This window comes from Streptomyces sp. NPDC052682 (assembly GCF_040678435.1).
Taxonomy (GTDB): Bacteria; Actinomycetota; Actinomycetes; order Streptomycetales; family Streptomycetaceae; genus Streptomyces.
In genome coordinates this window covers 157,328-174,014 of the sequence record NZ_JBFATS010000017.1, presented here as the reverse complement: position 1 = coordinate 174,014, position 16,687 = coordinate 157,328, and the positions used below count along the sequence as shown (strand labels likewise).

General features: G+C 73.1%; 13 protein-coding genes and 1 pseudogene. 10 read left to right on the top strand and 4 right to left on the bottom strand.

From position 1 onward, the window contains the following. Positions 1–27 precede the first annotated feature (27 nt). Genes AB0K80_RS25870 through AB0K80_RS25860 form a run of 3 tightly spaced genes read left to right on the top strand, consistent with a single transcriptional unit; the run spans position 28 to position 3,935 of the window. On the top strand, positions 28–1,110 hold the full coding sequence (locus AB0K80_RS25870; protein WP_365673518.1) for an MBL fold metallo-hydrolase: 1,083 nt from the start codon (positions 28–30) through the stop codon (positions 1,108–1,110). After that, the gene (locus AB0K80_RS25865) at positions 1,107–2,375 is read left to right on the top strand and encodes a patatin-like phospholipase family protein (protein ID WP_365673516.1); all 1,269 of its coding nucleotides are present in this window, start codon (positions 1,107–1,109) and stop codon (positions 2,373–2,375) included. Before AB0K80_RS25870 ends, AB0K80_RS25865 begins: the two co-directional genes overlap by 4 nt. A 45-nt stretch (positions 2,376–2,420) precedes the next feature. After that, positions 2,421–3,935: a protein kinase gene (locus AB0K80_RS25860; protein ID WP_365673515.1), complete on the top strand. Its 1,515-nt coding sequence runs from the start codon at positions 2,421–2,423 to the stop codon at positions 3,933–3,935. A 15-nt stretch (positions 3,936–3,950) separates the two neighbouring features. Here AB0K80_RS25860 and AB0K80_RS25855 read toward each other — a convergent pair whose 3' ends face one another. After that, the gene (locus tag AB0K80_RS25855) at positions 3,951–4,997 is read right to left on the bottom strand and encodes a LacI family DNA-binding transcriptional regulator (RefSeq protein WP_365673513.1); all 1,047 of its coding nucleotides are present in this window, start codon (positions 4,995–4,997) and stop codon (positions 3,951–3,953) included. Between the two features lie 289 nt (positions 4,998–5,286). On the opposite strand from AB0K80_RS25855, the gene AB0K80_RS25850 reads away from it, so the two are divergent. From AB0K80_RS25850 to AB0K80_RS25830, 5 genes are all read left to right on the top strand, one after another. Beyond that, positions 5,287–6,582: an ABC transporter substrate-binding protein gene (locus AB0K80_RS25850; RefSeq protein ID WP_365673512.1), complete on the top strand. Its 1,296-nt coding sequence runs from the start codon at positions 5,287–5,289 to the stop codon at positions 6,580–6,582. Further along, complete coding sequence (locus AB0K80_RS25845) at positions 6,579–7,556, top strand: sugar ABC transporter permease (RefSeq protein ID WP_365673510.1); 978 nt, start codon at positions 6,579–6,581, stop codon at positions 7,554–7,556. The genes AB0K80_RS25850 and AB0K80_RS25845 overlap by 4 nt, the downstream gene beginning before the upstream one ends. Next, positions 7,553–8,386 (top strand): carbohydrate ABC transporter permease, encoded by an 834-nt coding sequence (locus AB0K80_RS25840; protein ID WP_365673508.1) that lies wholly within the window; start codon positions 7,553–7,555, stop codon positions 8,384–8,386. Before AB0K80_RS25845 ends, AB0K80_RS25840 begins: the two co-directional genes overlap by 4 nt. 31 nt (positions 8,387–8,417) lie before the next feature. Next, on the top strand, positions 8,418–10,094 hold the full coding sequence (locus tag AB0K80_RS25835) for a glycoside hydrolase family 13 protein (protein ID WP_365673505.1): 1,677 nt from the start codon (positions 8,418–8,420) through the stop codon (positions 10,092–10,094). Positions 10,095–10,237: 143 nt separating this feature from the next. Then, positions 10,238–11,437, top strand: a complete 1,200-nt coding sequence (locus AB0K80_RS25830; RefSeq protein ID WP_365673503.1) for a CaiB/BaiF CoA-transferase family protein — start codon at positions 10,238–10,240, stop codon at positions 11,435–11,437. Here the strand turns inward: AB0K80_RS25830 and AB0K80_RS25825 are convergent. The 3 genes and pseudogenes from AB0K80_RS25825 to AB0K80_RS25815 form a co-directional block, all read right to left on the bottom strand. Next, entirely contained in the window at positions 11,430–12,503 is a 1,074-nt protein-coding gene (locus AB0K80_RS25825; protein WP_365673502.1) for a LacI family DNA-binding transcriptional regulator, read from the bottom strand. The genes AB0K80_RS25830 and AB0K80_RS25825 overlap by 8 nt on opposite strands. Positions 12,504–12,806: 303 nt before the next feature. Then, a pseudogene (locus AB0K80_RS25820) lies at positions 12,807–13,117 on the bottom strand (beta-galactosidase); the annotation flags it as partial. A 117-nt stretch (positions 13,118–13,234) separates the two neighbouring features. Further along, positions 13,235–14,431, bottom strand: a complete 1,197-nt coding sequence (locus AB0K80_RS25815) for an MFS transporter (protein ID WP_365673500.1) — start codon at positions 14,429–14,431, stop codon at positions 13,235–13,237. A 198-nt stretch (positions 14,432–14,629) separates the two neighbouring features. Between AB0K80_RS25815 and AB0K80_RS25810 the strand changes: the two genes are divergently transcribed. Beyond that, entirely contained in the window at positions 14,630–16,120 is a 1,491-nt protein-coding gene (locus AB0K80_RS25810; protein ID WP_365673497.1) for a cytosine permease, read from the top strand. Positions 16,121–16,280: 160 nt separating this feature from the next. Further along, a complete protein-coding gene (locus tag AB0K80_RS25805) occupies positions 16,281–16,679 on the top strand; it encodes an SseB family protein (RefSeq protein ID WP_365673496.1) in 399 nt (132 codons plus the stop codon). Positions 16,680–16,687: the final 8 nt, after the last annotated feature.

Genomic DNA, 16,687 nt, shown 5'->3' with positions numbered 1-16,687 from the left:
CCGGCCGCTGCAGTGAGGCAGGCCGACATGTTCACCTTCGACTTCCTCGACGCCCGGCACGGCGACTGCTTCCTCGTCCGCTGGGGCACACCCGGCGAACGCGTCATGCTCGTCGACGGCGGACCCGGCGGCGTCTACCGGGCCACACTCCAGGCCCGGCTGCGGCAGCTGGGCGCACCGGGCGGCGACGCCCCGCCGCATCTCGACGTCGTGTGCCTGTCCCACGTCGACGACGACCACGCCGGCGGCCTGGTCCGGCTCTTCCGCGACCTGCGGCAGGCCCAGCAGGACGGCGAGGCCCTCCCGTACGCCGTGGACGCCCTGTGGTTCAACTCCGTGGAGGAACTGATCGACCGGCACGCCCCCGGGCTCAGCGCCTCCGTCCGCCCCCTCCTGCAGCGCGCCGCCGAGACGGACACGGCGGTCACCGCCAGCTACGGCCAGGGACGCGACATCCGCAACGCCGCCACCGCGCTGCACCTCGACGGCAATGCCCCGTTCGGCGGCCCGCTCGTCGAGGGCGCCGCAGCCACCCTCGGCGACCTGGACGTCACCGTCGTGGCGCCCGACGAGGCGGCACTGGCGGAACTGGCGGAACGCTGGCGCGAGGCGAAGCGGCGCGGCGACCCCGACGTCATCACGGCCGCGTACGCCGACGACTCGGTGCCGAACCTCTCCAGCATCGTCCTGCTGCTGCGCCACGAGGGCCGTACCGCCCTGCTCACCGGCGACGCCCGCGGCGACCACGTGCTGGCCGGGCTGCACGACCTCGGCCTGCTCGGCGACGGCGAACCGCTCCACGTCGACCTGCTGAAGCTCCCGCACCACGGCAGCGACCGCAACGTCGAACCCGGCTTCTTCGAGCGGATCCGGGCCGACCACTACGTGATATCCGCCGACGGTGTCCGCCACCACCATCCGCACGAGGACACCCTGCGCTGGCTCGTGGAGTCCCGCGACCCGGACGACCCGTACGTCATCCACCTGACGAACCACATCCCCTTCGCCGAGGAGACGCTCACCACCCTGCGCCGGGGACGCGCCTTCGACGTCGACGTCCGTGGACCCGCCGACCAGTCACTCGTCATCACCATCGGAGACCGGCCATGACCTCCTCCCGGCACGCCCCCGCCCCGTCCTCGGCCCCCGTGGCCGCCGACCCGTCGTGGCTCGTCGACTCGCCCGCCGTCGGCACCGGCCTGACGGCCCGCCCCTGCGGCGACCCGCTCCGCCCGGCCGAACCGCCCGCCACGGCGCACCCGGTGGCGCTCGCCCTGTCCGGCGGCGGCTTCCGCGCCACCCTCTCCGCCCTGGGCTTCGTCCGGCTGCTCGCCGACACCGGGCTGCTGCCCCGGCTGCGGTACTCCTCCTCGGTGTCCGGCGGCTCGGTCGCCAACGGCTGCCTCGCCACCGCCTGGCCGTCCCTGCGCCAGGCGGGCTTCACCTCCCGGGCCGTCGACGACCTCGTCATCGACCCGCTCGTCGAGCGCGTCTGCTCGCACTCCCTGAAACAGGCCCTCGTCCTCGGCCTGTGGCGGACCGTCGGCCCCGCCACCCGCACCGACCTGCTGGCCGGCCGCTTCGACGACTGGTTCTTCCACGGGACGGAACTGCAACGGCTGGATCCCGAGGTGCGCTGGATCGTCAACGCCGCGAACCTCACCACCGGCGCCCGCTTCACCTTCGAACGCGACGTGTACGGCGACTACACCATCGGCCTGGCCCGCACCGCCGGCACCCGACTGCGGCTGAGCCGCGCCGTGTCCGCCTCCGCCGCCGTACCCGGCGCCTTCCCGCCGGTGGTCCTCGACCCGGCCCCCTTCCCGTGCGCCACGCACCCGCCCGCCCTGCTGGACGGCGGCACGTACGACAACACCGGCCTGGAGGCCATCGACGGGGACCGCTACCGCCACACCTTCCTGTACGTCCTGAACGCCGGCGGCCTGCTGCGCCCCGGCGGGTACGGCCGCGTCCCCCTCGTCCGCGACCTGGCCCGGGCCAACTCCCTGCTGTACCGGCAGAGCACCGCGCTGCGGACCCGGGCCGTCGTCGAGCGGTTCGAACGCGCGAGGGACGCCGGCCCGGACGGCGCCCTGCCGCCCGGCGCCCGCCGGGGCGTCCTGGTCCAGCTGTCCACCGCCTTCCCGGCCGACGGCCCGCAGGCCCTGCGCCGCTGGCGCGCGGCCTTCCCCGAGCAGCGCGCCTACGACGGGAAGGACCTGGCCCTCGTGCCGACCGTGTTCGACCGCCTCGATCGGGGGCTGTGCCGCGCCCTGGTCCACCGCGGCTGGTGGCTCGGCGGCGCGGCTCTGGCGGCCCACCATCCCGAGCTGCTGCCGGACGACCTGACGGCACTGCGTCCCCCGCCACGGTGACCGACCCGGCCCCGCGACGGCGTCCGCTGCCCTACTCTGACCCGCATGAACGCACCGGGGGACGTGATCGACGGGCGCTTCGAGCTGATCGAGCGGCTCGGCAGCGGAGGGATGGGCACGGTGTGGCGGGCCCGGGACACCGTGCTGCACCGCGAGGTCGCGCTGAAGGCCGTACGCCCGGACGCCGAGGCCTCCGACGCCGTGCGCGAGCGCGTGCTGCGCGAGGCGAGGGCGCTGGCCCGGCTGAGCAACCCGCATGTCGTGACCGTCCATCAGATCATCGAGGCCGACCCGCACCCGTGGATCGTGATGGAGCTGGTGCCCGGCAGGTCGCTGCAACAGCGGCTGGCCGACGGACCGCTCGCTCCCTCCGAGGCGGCGCGCATCGGCCGGCAGGTGCTGGCCGCCCTGCGGGCCGCGCACGCGGCCGGCATCCAGCACCGGGACGTCAAACCCGCGAACGTCCTGCTCCGCCCCGACGGCACCGCCGTCCTCACCGACTTCGGCATCGCCGCCCTCCAGGGTGCGACCGCCCTCACGGTCACCGGTGAACTCGTCGGTTCCCCCGAGTACATGGCGCCCGAGCGGATCCGGGGCGGGAACGACGACCCGGCGTCCGACCTGTGGTCCCTCGGGCTGGTGCTGTACGTGTGCGCGGAGGGCGTCAGCCCGCTGCGCCGGGAGACCACGCTCGCCACCCTGGCCGCCGTCCTGGACGATCCCGTTCCGCCGCCCGTGCGCTCCGGCCCGCTCGCCCCCGTCCTCCAGGCCCTCCTCGTGCGCGACCCGGCGGCCCGCCCCGACGCCGGACAGCTCGACGCGATGCTCGCCCAGGTGGAGTCCGGCGCGACACCGCACTGGGCCCAGCCGACGGTCACGGTGGCACCGGCGCCCACACCGACGCGGCCCGACGTGCCGCGCCCGCGGCAGGCGCCGCACCGCCTCACACCGGTCCTCCTCACCGCCGGCGCCGTCCTCGCCGTGGTCGCGGCCGTCACGCTCGTCCTCACCCTGCGTACCCCCGTCGACCAGGACAAGACCGTCGACGCGCGGGACTCCGCCACCGCGAGCACACCCTCCCGGCCGGCCACCCGGACACCGGCCTCGGGCCCGTCACCGAAGCGGAGTTCCGAGCCGGTGCGGACGCGGACCTCCGGCCCGGCAGCCACGCCCACCCCCAGCAGGACACCGTCCGCCCGCTCCGAGCCGCCCGCCGTCCCGCCCGGCACGGGCCGCTGGATCGCCCAGCTCCACTCCGAGCCCGTCTCCTCGGGTACGGACGCCCGCGACCGGGCTCTGGCCCGAATCCGGGCGTCCGTACCCGAGGCGGCCGTGCTGCGCAGCGACGACTACGCCTCCCTGCGCCCGGGCTACTGGGTGATCCACGCGCCGGGCCCGTTCGCCGACGGCCGCGCCGCGCTCGCGTTCTGCGCCGAACGGGGCCGTACCACCGCGAACACCTGCATCGGCCGCTACCTGAGCACCGACCCGGCCGACTTCCCCCTCCAGTGCCGCCCTCCGGCGACGGCGCCGACGGGCCGTTGCACCCGCGGAACATAGCCGCACCGGCCGGTCTCAGCCGTCGCGCGGCCCCGCGGGCGCGGGCGGCGGGGCCGTGCTGGCCCGCGGAACCACCTGGGTCGGCAGGACGAGGTGCCGGGCGCGGTCGGCGCCCGGGTCGTTGAGGAGCGACAGGGCGAGTTCGCCGGCCTCGCGGCCGATGGCCGAGGGGGACTGGGCGACGGTGGTCAGGTCGAAGTACTCGGCCAGCGGCTGGTCGTCGAAGCCGGCGACGGACACCTGCCCGGGTACGTCGAGCCCTGTCGTGCGCAGGGCGCGGATGACGGCGACGGCGATCTCGTCCTGCTCGGCGAGGACGGCGGTGGGCGGCTCGCGCAGACTCAGCAGCCCGCCGACCGCCTCGGCGGCGCCGCGCCGGTCCCCGGCCGGGGTGGCCACCACCAGGCCGTCGTCCAGGGGGAGGCCCGCCTCGGTGAGCGCCTGCCGGTAGCCGATCAGCCGCTCGTGGGAGCTGAAGGCGAAACCCTTGGTGCTGACGTCCCGCACGAAGGCGATCCGCCGGTGGCCCAGGTGCAGCAGGTGCCGGGTGGCGTGCAGCGCCCCGGCCACGTCGTCGACGTAGACGCTCGGGCGCCCGGCGACGTGCTGACTGACGTAGATGACCGGCATCCCGAGGGTGTCCAGCCGGGCGGTCTCCTCGTCGGTGAGGTCGAAGGAGAACACCAGCAGCGCGTCGGCGTTCCGCCGGGCCGGCAGCCGCTCGAAGAACGAGGTGCGCTCGGCCAGGTCGGGAATAACGTACACCGTCAGTTCCATGCCCGCCGCGCGCAGCACCGGGGCCAGACCCGACAGGGCGGAGCCCATGAACCACGAGGTCAGCGTGGGCACGAGCACCGCGAGGCTGCCGGTGCGGCCGGTGACCAGGGTGGCGGCGTGGCGGGAGACGGCGAAGTCCAGTTCGCGGGCGGCCCGCTCGACACGGGCGCGTACCTCCGGCGAGACGGTGGACACCCCGCGCAGCGTGCGCGAGACGGTGGACGTGGAGACTCCGGCCCGTTCCGCGACGTCGGCCATGGTGGGGTGCCGTTGGGCGGGTGGCATGCGCCGGACGGTAGCACAGCCACCCCTTGTGTTCTGGGCCAGGCCTGCAAGCGTTGTCTCACCATCTTCTTGCCGTATTGCCAAGCAAGGACGCATTGACGGGCTCAACTCCGCGCTCCTAGCGTGCAAACGTTGTCCCGACAGGCTTCACGCAGCTCCGGAAGCGGCGCCCTTTTCTGGACCTGACCTGCTGTTTTTGTCAGTGCGATGCCGTGACAACGCAATCCCATGACCACGGACGTCCCGGGGAAACAGCCACGACTTCGGTCCCGCACGACCAGGAGAGACAGTGAAGACCAGCACCGCCAGAGCCGTTCAGTGTTCCGCCGTCCTCGCCGCCGCCGGGCTCCTCCTCACCGCCTGCGGCTCGTCCGGCGGCAGCGGCCAGGCGCAGTCCGCGCCGGCGTCGTTCACGGGCCGCGGACCCATCACGTACGTGGCCGGCAAGGACACCACCGGTACCGTGCAGATGATCATCAACCGCTGGAACAGGCTGCACCCGAAGGAGAAGGTCACCTTCATCCAGCTGCCCACGGACGCCGACTCGCAGCGCCAGCAGATGATCCAGAACGCGGAGACGAAGTCCGACGCGTACACGGTGCTCGCCACCGACGTCGTGTGGACCTCGGAATTCGCCGCCCACCAGTGGATCGACCCGCTGCCCGCCGGTGAGTTCCCGCTGGACAAGATGCTCAAGCCGGTGGTGGAGACGGGCCAGTACCGCGGCAGGCTGTACGCCGTCCCGGCCAGCTCCAACGGCGGCCTGCTGTTCTACCGCAGCGACCTGCTGAAGAAAGCCGGCATCACCCGGCCCCCCGCCACCTGGGCACAGATGACGGCCGACTGCGCCAAGGTGGAGAAACTGCCCGAGGCGAAGAACATGTCCTGCTACGCCGGGCAGCTGCAGAAGTACGAGGGCCTGACGGTGAACTTCGCCGAAGCCGTGAACTCCGCCGGCGGTCAGATCACCGACGCCGACGGCAAGCCCGACGTCGACACCCCGCAGGCCAGGAAGGGCCTTGACTTCCTGGTCGACTCCCTCAAGAACGGCACCATCCCCAAGGAAGCCGTCACCTACCAGGAGGAGGACAGCCGTCAGGCCTTCCAGTCCGGGAAGCTGATCTTCCTGCGCAACTGGCCCTACGTGTACTCCCTGGCCCAAAAGAGCGGCATCGCGGGCAAGTTCGCCCTCGCCCCGCTGCCCGGCCTGAACGGCCCCGGCTCCTCCAGCCTGGGCGGCTCCGACCTGGCCCTGTCGCACTTCGCCAAGCACAAGGCCACCGCGCTGGACTTCATCAAGTTCTTCACCAGCGAGGAGAGCGCCGGCTACTTCCTCAAGAACGCCTCCCTCGCCCCGCCCTACGCCGACCTGTACGACAACGCGGCGCTGGACAAGCAGTACCCGTACCTGCCCGACCTGAAGGCGTCCATCACGCACGCCGTGCCCCGCCCGCGCGTCGTGCAGTACGGCGATGTGACGGCCGCGGTCCAGCAGGAGGTGTACGCCGCGCTGACCGGCAAGAAGAGCAGCGCCCAGGCGCTGAAGGACCTCCAGGCCGACCTGCGGAAGCTGACGGCGCAGTGAGAACGCCGAGGACGACGGGCGCGGGGCGGCTGGCGGCGCTGCTGGTCTCCCCGACGCTCCTGGTGCTGACGATCGTGGTGCTCTACCCGACGCTCATGGCCCTGAACGAGTCGCTGTACGGCCCGAAGGGGCTCGATGCGAAGACCGGTTTCATCTCGGACACCGAGCCGTTCGTGGGGCTGAGGAACTACACCGACATCTTCACCCAGGCCGGGGGACGGTTCTGGAACGCCTTCTGGAACACCACGCTGTTCACCGTGGTCACCGTGTCGCTGGAGACGGTGATCGGGGTGGCCATGGCGCTCATCATGCACCGGGCGTTCCGCGGCCGGGCCCTGGTGCGGGCGAGCATCCTCGTGCCGTGGGCGATTCCCACGGCGATCTCCGGCCTGCTGTGGAAGTGGATCTTCAACGCCGACGGCATCGCGAATGTGCTGATGGGCCACCAGGTTCTGTGGACAGCCGACGGGTTGGCGGCCAAGTTCGCCGTCATCATCGCCGACGTGTGGAAGACGGCGCCCTTCATCGGTCTGCTGGTGCTGGCCGGACTCCAGGTCATCCCCAAGGAGGTGCACGAGGCGGCCCGGATCGACGGGGCCGGCGCCTGGGCCCGGTTCTGGCACATCACCGTGCCCCTGGTGAAGCCGGCCCTGCTGGTGGCGGTGCTGTTCCGGTGCCTGGACGCGCTGCGGATGTTCGATCTGCCCTACATCCTCATCGGCGCGCAGAAAAGCTCCGTGGAGACCCTGTCGATGCTCGCGCAGAACGAGGCCTCCAACGTCCGCTTCGGACCGGCCTCCGCCTACGCGGTCCTGCTCTTCCTGTACGTCTTCCTCATCGCACTCGCCTTCGTGCGGCTGCTCGGCGCCGACCTGGTCGGCGACCTCGGCGCCACCGCCCGGCGCACGGGCGCCGCCGGGCGCCGGCACCGACGGCGGCGCACCGCGACCCACCCGGTGGAGGTGGCCGCATGACCCCCACGGTCAAGTGGCGCCAGTGGCTGCCGTACGCCGGGGTCGCCGCCGTGGTGGCCTACTGCCTCGCCCCCTTCTACTGGATGCTGGTCTCCAGCCTGCGCCGCAGCACCGACATCTTCAGCACCTCCCTGTGGCCCTCCCCGGTGTCGCTGGAGAACTACCGCTCGGTGTTCGGGCCCGCCCAGGGCTTCACCCGCGCGCTGCTCAACAGCCTGGTCGTCGCCGGCATCACGACGGCCCTGTCGCTGCTGCTGGCCACGTTCACCGCGTACGCGATGGCCCGGCTGGAGTTCCGCTTCAAACGGCTCATCCTGACGCTGATCATCGCGACCTCGATGTTCCCGGTCGTGTCGATCGTCGTGCCGCTGCTGAAGCTGTTCACGGACCTCGGCTGGATCAACACCTACCAGGCCATGATCGTGCCCAGCATGTCCTTCACGCTGCCGCTGGCGGTGTGGAACCTGACCACCTTCTTCCGGCAGATGCCCGACGAACTGGAGCACGCCGCCATGGTCGACGGCTGCACCCGGGGCCAGGCGTTCCGCAAGGTCATCGTCCCGCTCGCCGCGCCCGGACTGTTCACCACCGCGATCATCACCTTCATCGCCGCCTGGAACGAGTTCCTCATCGCCCTGTCGATGACCAACAAGCCCGGCATGCAGACCGCGACGGTCGCCATCTCGAAGTTCTCCGGCGCCACGACCTACCAGACCCCGTTCGGCAGCCAGATGGCCGCGGGCGTCGTCGTCACCATCCCGCTCGTGGTCATGGTGCTGCTCTTCCAGCGCCGTATCGTCGCGGGACTGACCGCGGGCGCGGCGAAGTAGCCACCCAACGCGCGAAGGACGGACCCATCCCATGCCCGACACAGCCCCCTGGTGGCGCAGCGCCGTCATCTACCAGGTCTACATCCGCAGTTTCGCCGACGGCGACGGAGACGGCGTCGGCGACATCGCCGGCATCCGCTCCCGCCTGCCCTACCTGAAGTCGCTCGGTGTCGACGCCCTCTGGATCAACCCGTGGTACGAGTCGCCGATGGCCGACCACGGGTACGACGTGGCCGACTACCGCGCGATCGACCCCGTGTTCGGCACCCTGGAGGAGGCCGAGCAACTCATCGAGGAGGCGCACCGGCACGGCCTGCGCGTCATCCCAGACATCGTGCCCAACCACACCTCCGACCAGCACCCCTGGTTCCGGGCGGCGGTCGCGGCCGGCCCGGGCAGCCCGGAACGGGAACGCTACGTCTTCCGGCCCGGCCGCGGACCCGACGGCGCCGAACCGCCGAACGACTGGGTGTCCTGCTTCGGCGGCCCGGCCTGGACGCGACTGCCCGACGGGCAGTGGTACCTGCACCTGTTCGCGCCCCAGCAGCCCGACCTCAACTGGCAGCACCCCGATGTGCGGGCGGAGTTCGAGTCCGTCCTGCGGTTCTGGTTCAGCCGGGGCGTGGACGGCTTCCGCATCGACGTCGCCCACGGGCTCGTCAAGCACCCCGAGCTGCCCGACCTGCCCCCGCGCGACGAACCGGCCGGGGTGCTGGGCCCCAACGCCCGCCGGGACGACCCCGACCGGCGCCCCAGGCAGCACATCGACCACCCGCACTGGGACCGCGACGAGGTCCACGACATCTACCGCGCCTGGCGCACGGTGGCCGACGAGTTCCCCGGCGACCGCTCCTTCGTCGCCGAGGCCTGGGCGGACACCCCCGAACGGCTGGCGGCCTACGTCCGCCCCGACGGCCTGCACACCGCCTTCAACTTCGACTTCCTCATGTGCGGCTGGGACGCGAAGGACCTCCGCGCCGTCATCGACGACTCCCTCGCCATGCTCGGCGCGGTCGGCGCGCCCGCCACCTGGGTCCTGTCCAACCACGACGTCATGCGCCACGTCAGCCGCTACGGCCGCGGCACGGTCAAGCGCTGGACCGCCGGTGAGCCGTACGTCCCCGACGGCCCCCTCGACCTCGACCTCGGTACCCGCCGCGCCCGGGCGGCCGCCCTGCTGATGCTGGCCCTGCCCGGCGGCGCCTACGTCTACCAGGGCGAGGAGCTCGGCCTGCCCGAGGTCGAGGACCTGCCCGAGGCCGTCCTGCAGGACCCGATCTGGGAACGCTCCGGCCACACCGACCGCGGCCGCGACGGCTGCCGCGTACCGATCCCCTGGTCCGGCCGGAGCGCGCCCTACGGCTTCAGCCCCGAGGACGCCCAGGCCGCCCCCTGGCTGCCACAACCCCACGACTGGGCCGACCGCACGGTCGCGGCCCAGACCGGCGACCCCGGTTCCATGCTGGAGCTGTACCGCACCGCTCTGCGGCTGCGCCGCGCGCACCCCGCCCTCGGCGACGGCACCATGACCTGGCTGGACAGCCCGGACGACATCCTCGCCTTCCACCGCGCCCCCGGCTTCGGCTGCGTCGTCAACCTCTCCGCCGAGCCGTACCGGCTGCCCCGCCACACGTCCGTCTACCTGTCGAGTGGACCGCTGGAGAACGGCCTGCTGGGGCCCGACCAGGCGGTGTGGCTGCAGATGTGACGAGCGCGGGGCGGGGTGGCCCTTCCCTCCACCGGCCTCTGCGGCGAGCATGTCAGTGATCACGTACCGCGCTGTCGCCCCGCCCCGCACGAGCGGCCATGATGGAACTCGTAAGGCAGGGCCGGGTTCCTGGAGGCCACCGCATGACCGAACGCCCCGCGGATCTGCCGCTGTCCGGCATCACCGTCGTCAGCGTCGAGCAGGCCGTGGCCGCGCCCTTCGCCACCCGTCAGCTGGCCGACCTGGGCGCCCGGGTGATCAAGGTGGAGCGGCCGGGCGACGGCGACTTCGCCCGCCGGTACGACACCACGGTGCACGGCGAGTCCAGCTACTTCGTCTGGCTCAACCGCTCCAAGGAGTCCCTGACCCTCGACCTCAAGGCCGAGCGGGGCCGCCGGATCCTGGAGCGGCTGCTCGCGGACGCCGACGTGTTCGTGCAGAACCTCGCCCCGGGCGCGGCCGCCCGGCTCGGCCTCGGGCCGCAGGACCTCCTCGAACGCCACCCCTCCCTCATCCCCTGCGGCATCTCCGGGTACGGCACCACCGGGCCGTGGGCCGACCGCAAGGCGTACGACCTGCTGGTGCAGTGCCAGACCGGCCTGGTGTCGCTCACCGGCAACGAGCACGGCTCCGCCAGGGCGGGCATCTCGGTCGCCGACATCGCGGCCGGCATGTACGCCTACTCGGGGATCCTCACGGCCCTGTTCGCCCGGGCCACCACCGGCGTCGTACGGCCCGTGGAGGTGTCCCTGTTCGAGGCGCTGGCCGAGTGGATGCACCAGCCCGCCTACTACACCCGCTACGGCGGCAGCCCGCCCCCGCGGATCGGCACCCGGCACGCCACCATCGCCCCCTACGGTGCCTACCCGGCCGCCGACGGCAAGGAGGTGCTGTTCTCCGTCCAGAACCAGCGCGAGTGGGCCGCGCTGTGCGAGCGGTTCCTGCGCCGCCCGGACCTCGTCACCGACCCGCGCTTCGCCACCGGCGACGACCGCGTGGCCCACCGCGACGCGCTCGACGCGATCGTCGCCGCCCGGTTCGCCGAGCTGGACAGCGACGAGGTGGGGAAGCTGCTCGACGAGGCGGGCATCGCCAACGCCGGCGTCAACGACATCGACGACTTCCTGGCCCACCCCGTCCTCAGCGCCCGGGACCGCTGGCGGGACGTACTCATCCCCGGCGGAGCCGTGGTCACGGCCCTGCTGCCGCCCGCCGACCTGGCCGGCACCACCGCGCGCATGGACGCCGTGCCCGCCGTCGGCGAGCACACCGAGACGATCCTGGCCGAACTCGGCTATCCGCCCGCCGACATCGCCGCCCTGCGCGCCGGCCAGGTCATCTGACCCGCCGCGCCGCCGGGCCGCTGCTGGCGCGCACGACGAGATCGACGGGGACGAGGGTGCCGGACGGCCACGGCTCGTTCGCGCCGTCGATACGGTTCAGCAGCAGCCGCAGGGAACGGGTGCCGATCTCGGCGAAGTCGGTGCGGACCGTGGTCAGCGGGGGCAGGAAGTGCGCGGCCTCGGGGATGTCGTCGTAGCCGACCACGCTGATGTCGCCGGGGACGGCGCGCCCGGCCTCGTGCAGGGCGTGCAGGACGCCGAGGGCCATCTGGTCGTTGGAGACGAACACCGCCGTGACCTCCGCACGCCGCGCCACCTCCCGCCCCAGCTCGTACCCCGAGCCGGCGCTCCAGTCCCCGACCAGGGGCGCGGGGACCTCGGCGCCCGCCGACCGCAGGGTCTCCCGCCAGCTCGTGAGGCGGTGGTCGGCGGAGGTCCAGCCGGTGGGACCCGCGATGTGCCAGACGGTACGGTGCCCCAGCGCCAGCAGGTGCTCGGTGGCCTTGCGGGCCCCGGTGCGGGAGTCACCGGTGACCAGGGGGGTGCCGTCGTCGAGGGGGCTCTCCAGTACCACCAGGGGTGTGGCGAGGTCGGTCTCCGCCAGGGCCCGGCCCACCCACAGCTGCGGGGCGATGGCGATCACCCCGTCCGCGCCCTCGGCGGACAGCCGGTTCACCGCCTCCACGACGGTGTCGTGGTCGGCGGTGTCCAGCGCGATGGAGCTGACCAGGTAACCGGCCTCCTGCGCCGCGGTGTTGATCGCGGTGAGGATGGAGGCCGGGCCGTAGCGGGCGGCGTCGAAGGAGATCACCCCGAGCATCCGGGTCCGGCCGCTGGCCAGCGACCGCGCGCTGCGGCTGGGCCGGTAGCCGAGGGTCCGCATGGCGTCCACGACCGCCTGGCGGGTCGCGGGCCGCACGGCCGGATGGTCGTTGAGCACGCGGGAGACGGTCTGCTTGGACACCCCGGCCAGCCGCGCCACGTCGTCCATGACCGGGCGGGCTCCCGCGAAGTTGCGTCTGCTGCGGCCTCTGGCGACGGAGCCGTCGGCGGCGCTCGGTGTCATGGACGATTCCTCGACGTCGGCTGTGGCGGTCCCTTGCCGCCCGGCAGGACCACAGCATAGGCGTCCCGGCCCAGGGCTCACGTGGCACGAGTGCCGGCCCCCGTTCCGCGCGGGCGCACGGCGGGGCCGGTCCGGCCCGGAGACGCGGCTCCGACCCCGCCCGCCCGCCGCCGGCCCGGGTGACCGTGCCGACGACGTCGGTGGTGACCTCGCTCGGGTCGGGCACGCCCGGCGCGTCCGCGCCGGGCAGATGGCCGGTCAGCGGGGGAGGGGCGGGCGCGGCAACGCGCAGTTCGTGCCGCGTCAGAAGGTCTCCGGGCCGAGGTCGGGGGCGTCGGTGAGCCGGGCGCGGGCGGTCGCGGTGCCGTGCAGCTCCAGCGTGACCAGGTCGTTGGCGCCGGGGCGCAGGACCGGGGCGGGGACGTAGAGGTGCGCTGCGGGCCGCGGTTCCAGTAGCGGCCGAGGGGGAAGCCGTTCACCCAGGCCTGGCCCTTGGACCAGCCGGGCAGGGAGAGGAAGGTGTCGGCGGGTGTGGTCACCTCGAACGTGCCGTGGTGGAAGGCCGGTTCGGCGGCCGCCGCCGAGCCGGCCGGGGCGAACGGCACCGCGCTCAGTGCAGCGCGCCGGAGATGATCCGGAACGGCTCGCCGTGCAGCCGGAATCCGTCGGACGTCGTCGTCAGAGCGGGCATGCGGGGGCTCCCCTTCGCTGATGGAGGTACGCGGGAGGTCTCAGCGGGTCCGGGTGGCGCGGATCAGCCAGAGCGTGGCCGCCAGGCACAGCGCCGACACCGCGCACAGCAGCAGCGGCACCGCGCGCACCCCGGACCACTCGATGGCCTTGCCGAGGACGGGGCCGGCCGCCACCCCGCCCACCATGGAGGCGGCGATGACGAGCGCACCGGCCCGCCGGGCCCGGGGCGCCGCCCGGTGCAGCCAGGGCAGGCCGGTGGGAAAGATCGGCGCGATGAACAGCCCGACTCCCGCGTACGCGTACGGGGCCAGTGGGGGCACGGTGGCGGCCAGCAGGCACACGGTCATGCCCGCGCAGGAGACGGTGATGATGGCCTGCGCGGAAAAACGCAGCGCGATCGGCGCCACCAGAAAACGGCCGACGGTCATCATCAGCCAGTACACGGAGGTGGCGGTGGCGGCGACGCCCGCCCCGTACCCCACGGTCTGCAGGTGCGTGGGCTCCCAGCCGCCGACGCCGGCCTCGATGCCGACGTGCAGCACGTACAGCGCCACGAACACGGCGAGGACCGAGCCCAGGCTGCGGCCCAGCACCCGCCCACCGCCCGCCTCGGAGGAGTCCGCCGGGCCGGGCGCCCGGTCCCGCACTCCGCGCAGGCACAGCAGCAGCGGCAGGTTGGCCAGCGCGAAGCCGAGGAAGACGGCCGGGTAGTGGGTCGAGCCCCACGCGCCGATCAGCGCCGGGCCGAGGATCGCGCCCACGCCGAAGTGGGCGTTGAGGATGTTCAGCATCGCGGTGGAACGGTGGCCGAAGCCGACCGCGAACAGCTGGTTGAGGCCGTAGTCGATGCCGCCGAAACCCAGCCCGGCGACCAGCGCCGCCACCAGGGCGACGGGCCAGGTGGGGGCGAGCGCGAAGCCCGCCGCGCCGAGCGCCATCAGCAGGTACGACAGGCCGAGGATCCGTCGGTTGCCGACCCGGCCGTAGAGCCGGTCGAAGAGCAGCACACCGGCCACACCCCCGACGAAGTGGGCGCTCAGCCCGAGCCCCGCGGCCGACGGTGACAGACCGAACGCGTCACGGAAGGCGGGGATCGCGGGCCCGTACAGCGCCTGCAACGCGCCGATGAGCACGAAGCCCACGCAGGAGCCCACCACGGCGGCCGGGCTGAACACCGGGGCGGGGGAGGGCTGCCGGGCGGGACGGGCGCGCTGCGCGAGGGAGGGGTCGGTCACGTGGACTCCGGAGGACGGCCCACGGTGACGCGGGCAGAGGACACGGGCGCGAGCATCGGGGACAGCAGTGATGTTACCGGTAACATCACGCCCGTCAATGCCCCCGGCAGCAGTCGGGACGGTTGCTGACGCGTGGATCAAGCGGCGGTGTCCGGGGTATCCACCGGTGGCGCGCCCCTCACGGACAGGCAGGTGACCATGACGGACCCACTCGGCGACACGCCCCCCGCCCGGCAGCTCCAGGTCGAGACGCACGGTCTGGACGTGATCGGCGAGGCCGAGCGCAAGGGCACGCCCAGGACACTGTTCTGGCCGTGGTTCGGGGCCAACGTCTCCGTCCTCGGACTGAGCTACGGCTCCTTCCTGCTCGGCTTCGGGATCTCCTTCTGGCAGGCCCTGACCGCCGGTGTGATCGGCATCGTCTTCTCGTTCCTGCTGTGCGGCCTGGTCGCCGTCGCGGGCAAGCGCGGTTCCGCGCCCACCATGGTGCTCAGCCGGGCCGCCTACGGCGTACGGGGCAACCGGCTGCCGTCGGTGATCTCCTGGATGCTGACCGTCGGCTGGGAGACCGTGCTGTGCGCGCTGGCCACCCTGGCCACCGCCACGGTCTTCGGGCGGCTCGGCTGGGGCGGCGGCATCCAGACCAAGGTGGTGGCGCTGGTCCTGGTCAGCGCGCTGACCGTGGTCGTCGGCGTCCTCGGCTTCGACCTGATCATGCGGCTGCAGACCGTGATCACCGTGGTCACGGGCGTCCTCACGGTCGCCTACGTGGTGCTCGTCGCCGACCACGTCCACGCCGGCGCCGTCGGCGCGCTGCCCTCCGGCTCCGCCCAGCAGTTCATCGGCGCGCTGGTGTTCATGATGACCGGCTTCGGCCTCGGCTGGGTCAACGCCGCCGCCGACTACTCCCGCTACCTGCCCCGCACCTCGTCGTCGCGGGGCGTGGCCGGCTGGACCACCTTCGGAGCCAGTCTCGCCCCGCTGCTCCTGCTGGTCTTCGGACTGCTGCTGGCCGGCTCCTCCCGCGCGCTCGGCGAGGCCGTCGCCGCCGACCCGATCGGCGCGCTGACGACCCTCCTGCCGACCTGGTTCCTGGTGCCGTTCGCCGTGGTCGCGGTGCTCGGCCTGGTCGGCGGCGCGGTCCTCGACATCTACTCCTCGGGCCTGGCCCTGCTGTCGGCGGGCCTGCGCGTCCCCCGCCCGCTGGCCGCCCTCGTCGACGGGCTCCTGATGATCGCGGGCGCGGTGTACATCGTGTTCGTGGCCGATGACTTCCTCGGCCCGTTCATGGGCTTCCTGACCACGCTCGGCGTGCCCATCGCCGCCTGGTGCGGCATCTTCCTCGCCGACCTGGCGCTGCGCCGCCGCGCCTACGACGAGACCGACCTGTACCGCCCGCGGGGCCGCTACGGCGACACACCGCTCGTCCCCCTCCTGCTGACCCTCGCCGCCACCGGCGCCGGCTGGGGCCTGGTCACCAACGCGGCCGCGGGCTGGCTTGACTGGCAGGGGTACCTCCTCGGCCCGCTCGGCCTCGGCGGCCGTACCGGCTCCTGGGCGTACGCCAACCTCGGTGTCCTGGCCGCCCTCGCCGTGGGTTTCCTCGGCACCCTGGCGCTACGGCGCGCACACGTCCGCCGCCAGGAGGAGCGGGCGCCGGCCCCGGCGGACACCGAGCCGGCCGCCTGACCCGGTCGCCTCCGCCCGTCCCACGGCCACCGCCGGTCCCCCGAATCCATCGGCCCGCGCAGGATTGCGCCGGGTCCGTTCGGGTACGCGAGGCTGGACGCGCCCGGGAGCGATCATGTCCCGGGCGGGCCGCACGACCGCCGCTACCAGGGGACCTGCCATGGAGACACCCGCCCACCACACCCCCACGCCCGCACAGCGCGCTCTGGACGTGCTGGCCGAGAACACCGAGGACCAGGCGGCGCTGGACGCCCTGGCCAACAGTGACGTGCTCATTCCCGTGCCCGACGACGCGAGTGACGAGGACGCCGAGAACCCGTCGGCGGTGGCGCTGCCGGTGCTGGAGCAGCCCGGTGGGCACCAGGTGGTGCCGGTGTTCACCTCGGAAGGGGAGATGGCCGACCTGCTGCCGTTCGTCTCCCGCTACCGCCTGGTGCCGCTCGGCGCGCTCGCCGCGCAGTGGCCCGCCGACGATCTGTCGCTGACCATCGACGCCAGCTCCGACCACCGTCTGACCCTCACCTCCGAGGGAGTCCGCACACTGCTGGCCCGGCCGTAGGGCAGAAT

Excerpts from the sequence above, each read along its gene's own strand:
- AB0K80_RS25860 (WP_365673515.1), top strand. The coding sequence starts at position 2,421 with ATGAACGCACCGGGGGACGTGATCGACGGGCGCTTCGAGCTGATCGAG.
- AB0K80_RS25870 (WP_365673518.1), top strand. The coding sequence starts at position 28 with ATGTTCACCTTCGACTTCCTCGACGCCCGGCACGGCGACTGCTTCCTC.
- AB0K80_RS25805 (WP_365673496.1), top strand. The coding sequence starts at position 16,281 with ATGGAGACACCCGCCCACCACACCCCCACGCCCGCACAGCGCGCTCTG.
- AB0K80_RS25865 (WP_365673516.1), top strand. The coding sequence starts at position 1,107 with ATGACCTCCTCCCGGCACGCCCCCGCCCCGTCCTCGGCCCCCGTGGCC.
- AB0K80_RS25855 (WP_365673513.1), bottom strand. The coding sequence starts at position 4,997 with ATGCCACCCGCCCAACGGCACCCCACCATGGCCGACGTCGCGGAACGG.
- AB0K80_RS25840 (WP_365673508.1), top strand. The coding sequence starts at position 7,553 with ATGACCCCCACGGTCAAGTGGCGCCAGTGGCTGCCGTACGCCGGGGTC.
- AB0K80_RS25810 (WP_365673497.1), top strand. The coding sequence starts at position 14,630 with ATGACGGACCCACTCGGCGACACGCCCCCCGCCCGGCAGCTCCAGGTC.
- AB0K80_RS25830 (WP_365673503.1), top strand. The coding sequence starts at position 10,238 with ATGACCGAACGCCCCGCGGATCTGCCGCTGTCCGGCATCACCGTCGTC.
- AB0K80_RS25835 (WP_365673505.1), top strand. The coding sequence starts at position 8,418 with ATGCCCGACACAGCCCCCTGGTGGCGCAGCGCCGTCATCTACCAGGTC.
- AB0K80_RS25825 (WP_365673502.1), bottom strand. The coding sequence starts at position 12,503 with ATGACACCGAGCGCCGCCGACGGCTCCGTCGCCAGAGGCCGCAGCAGA.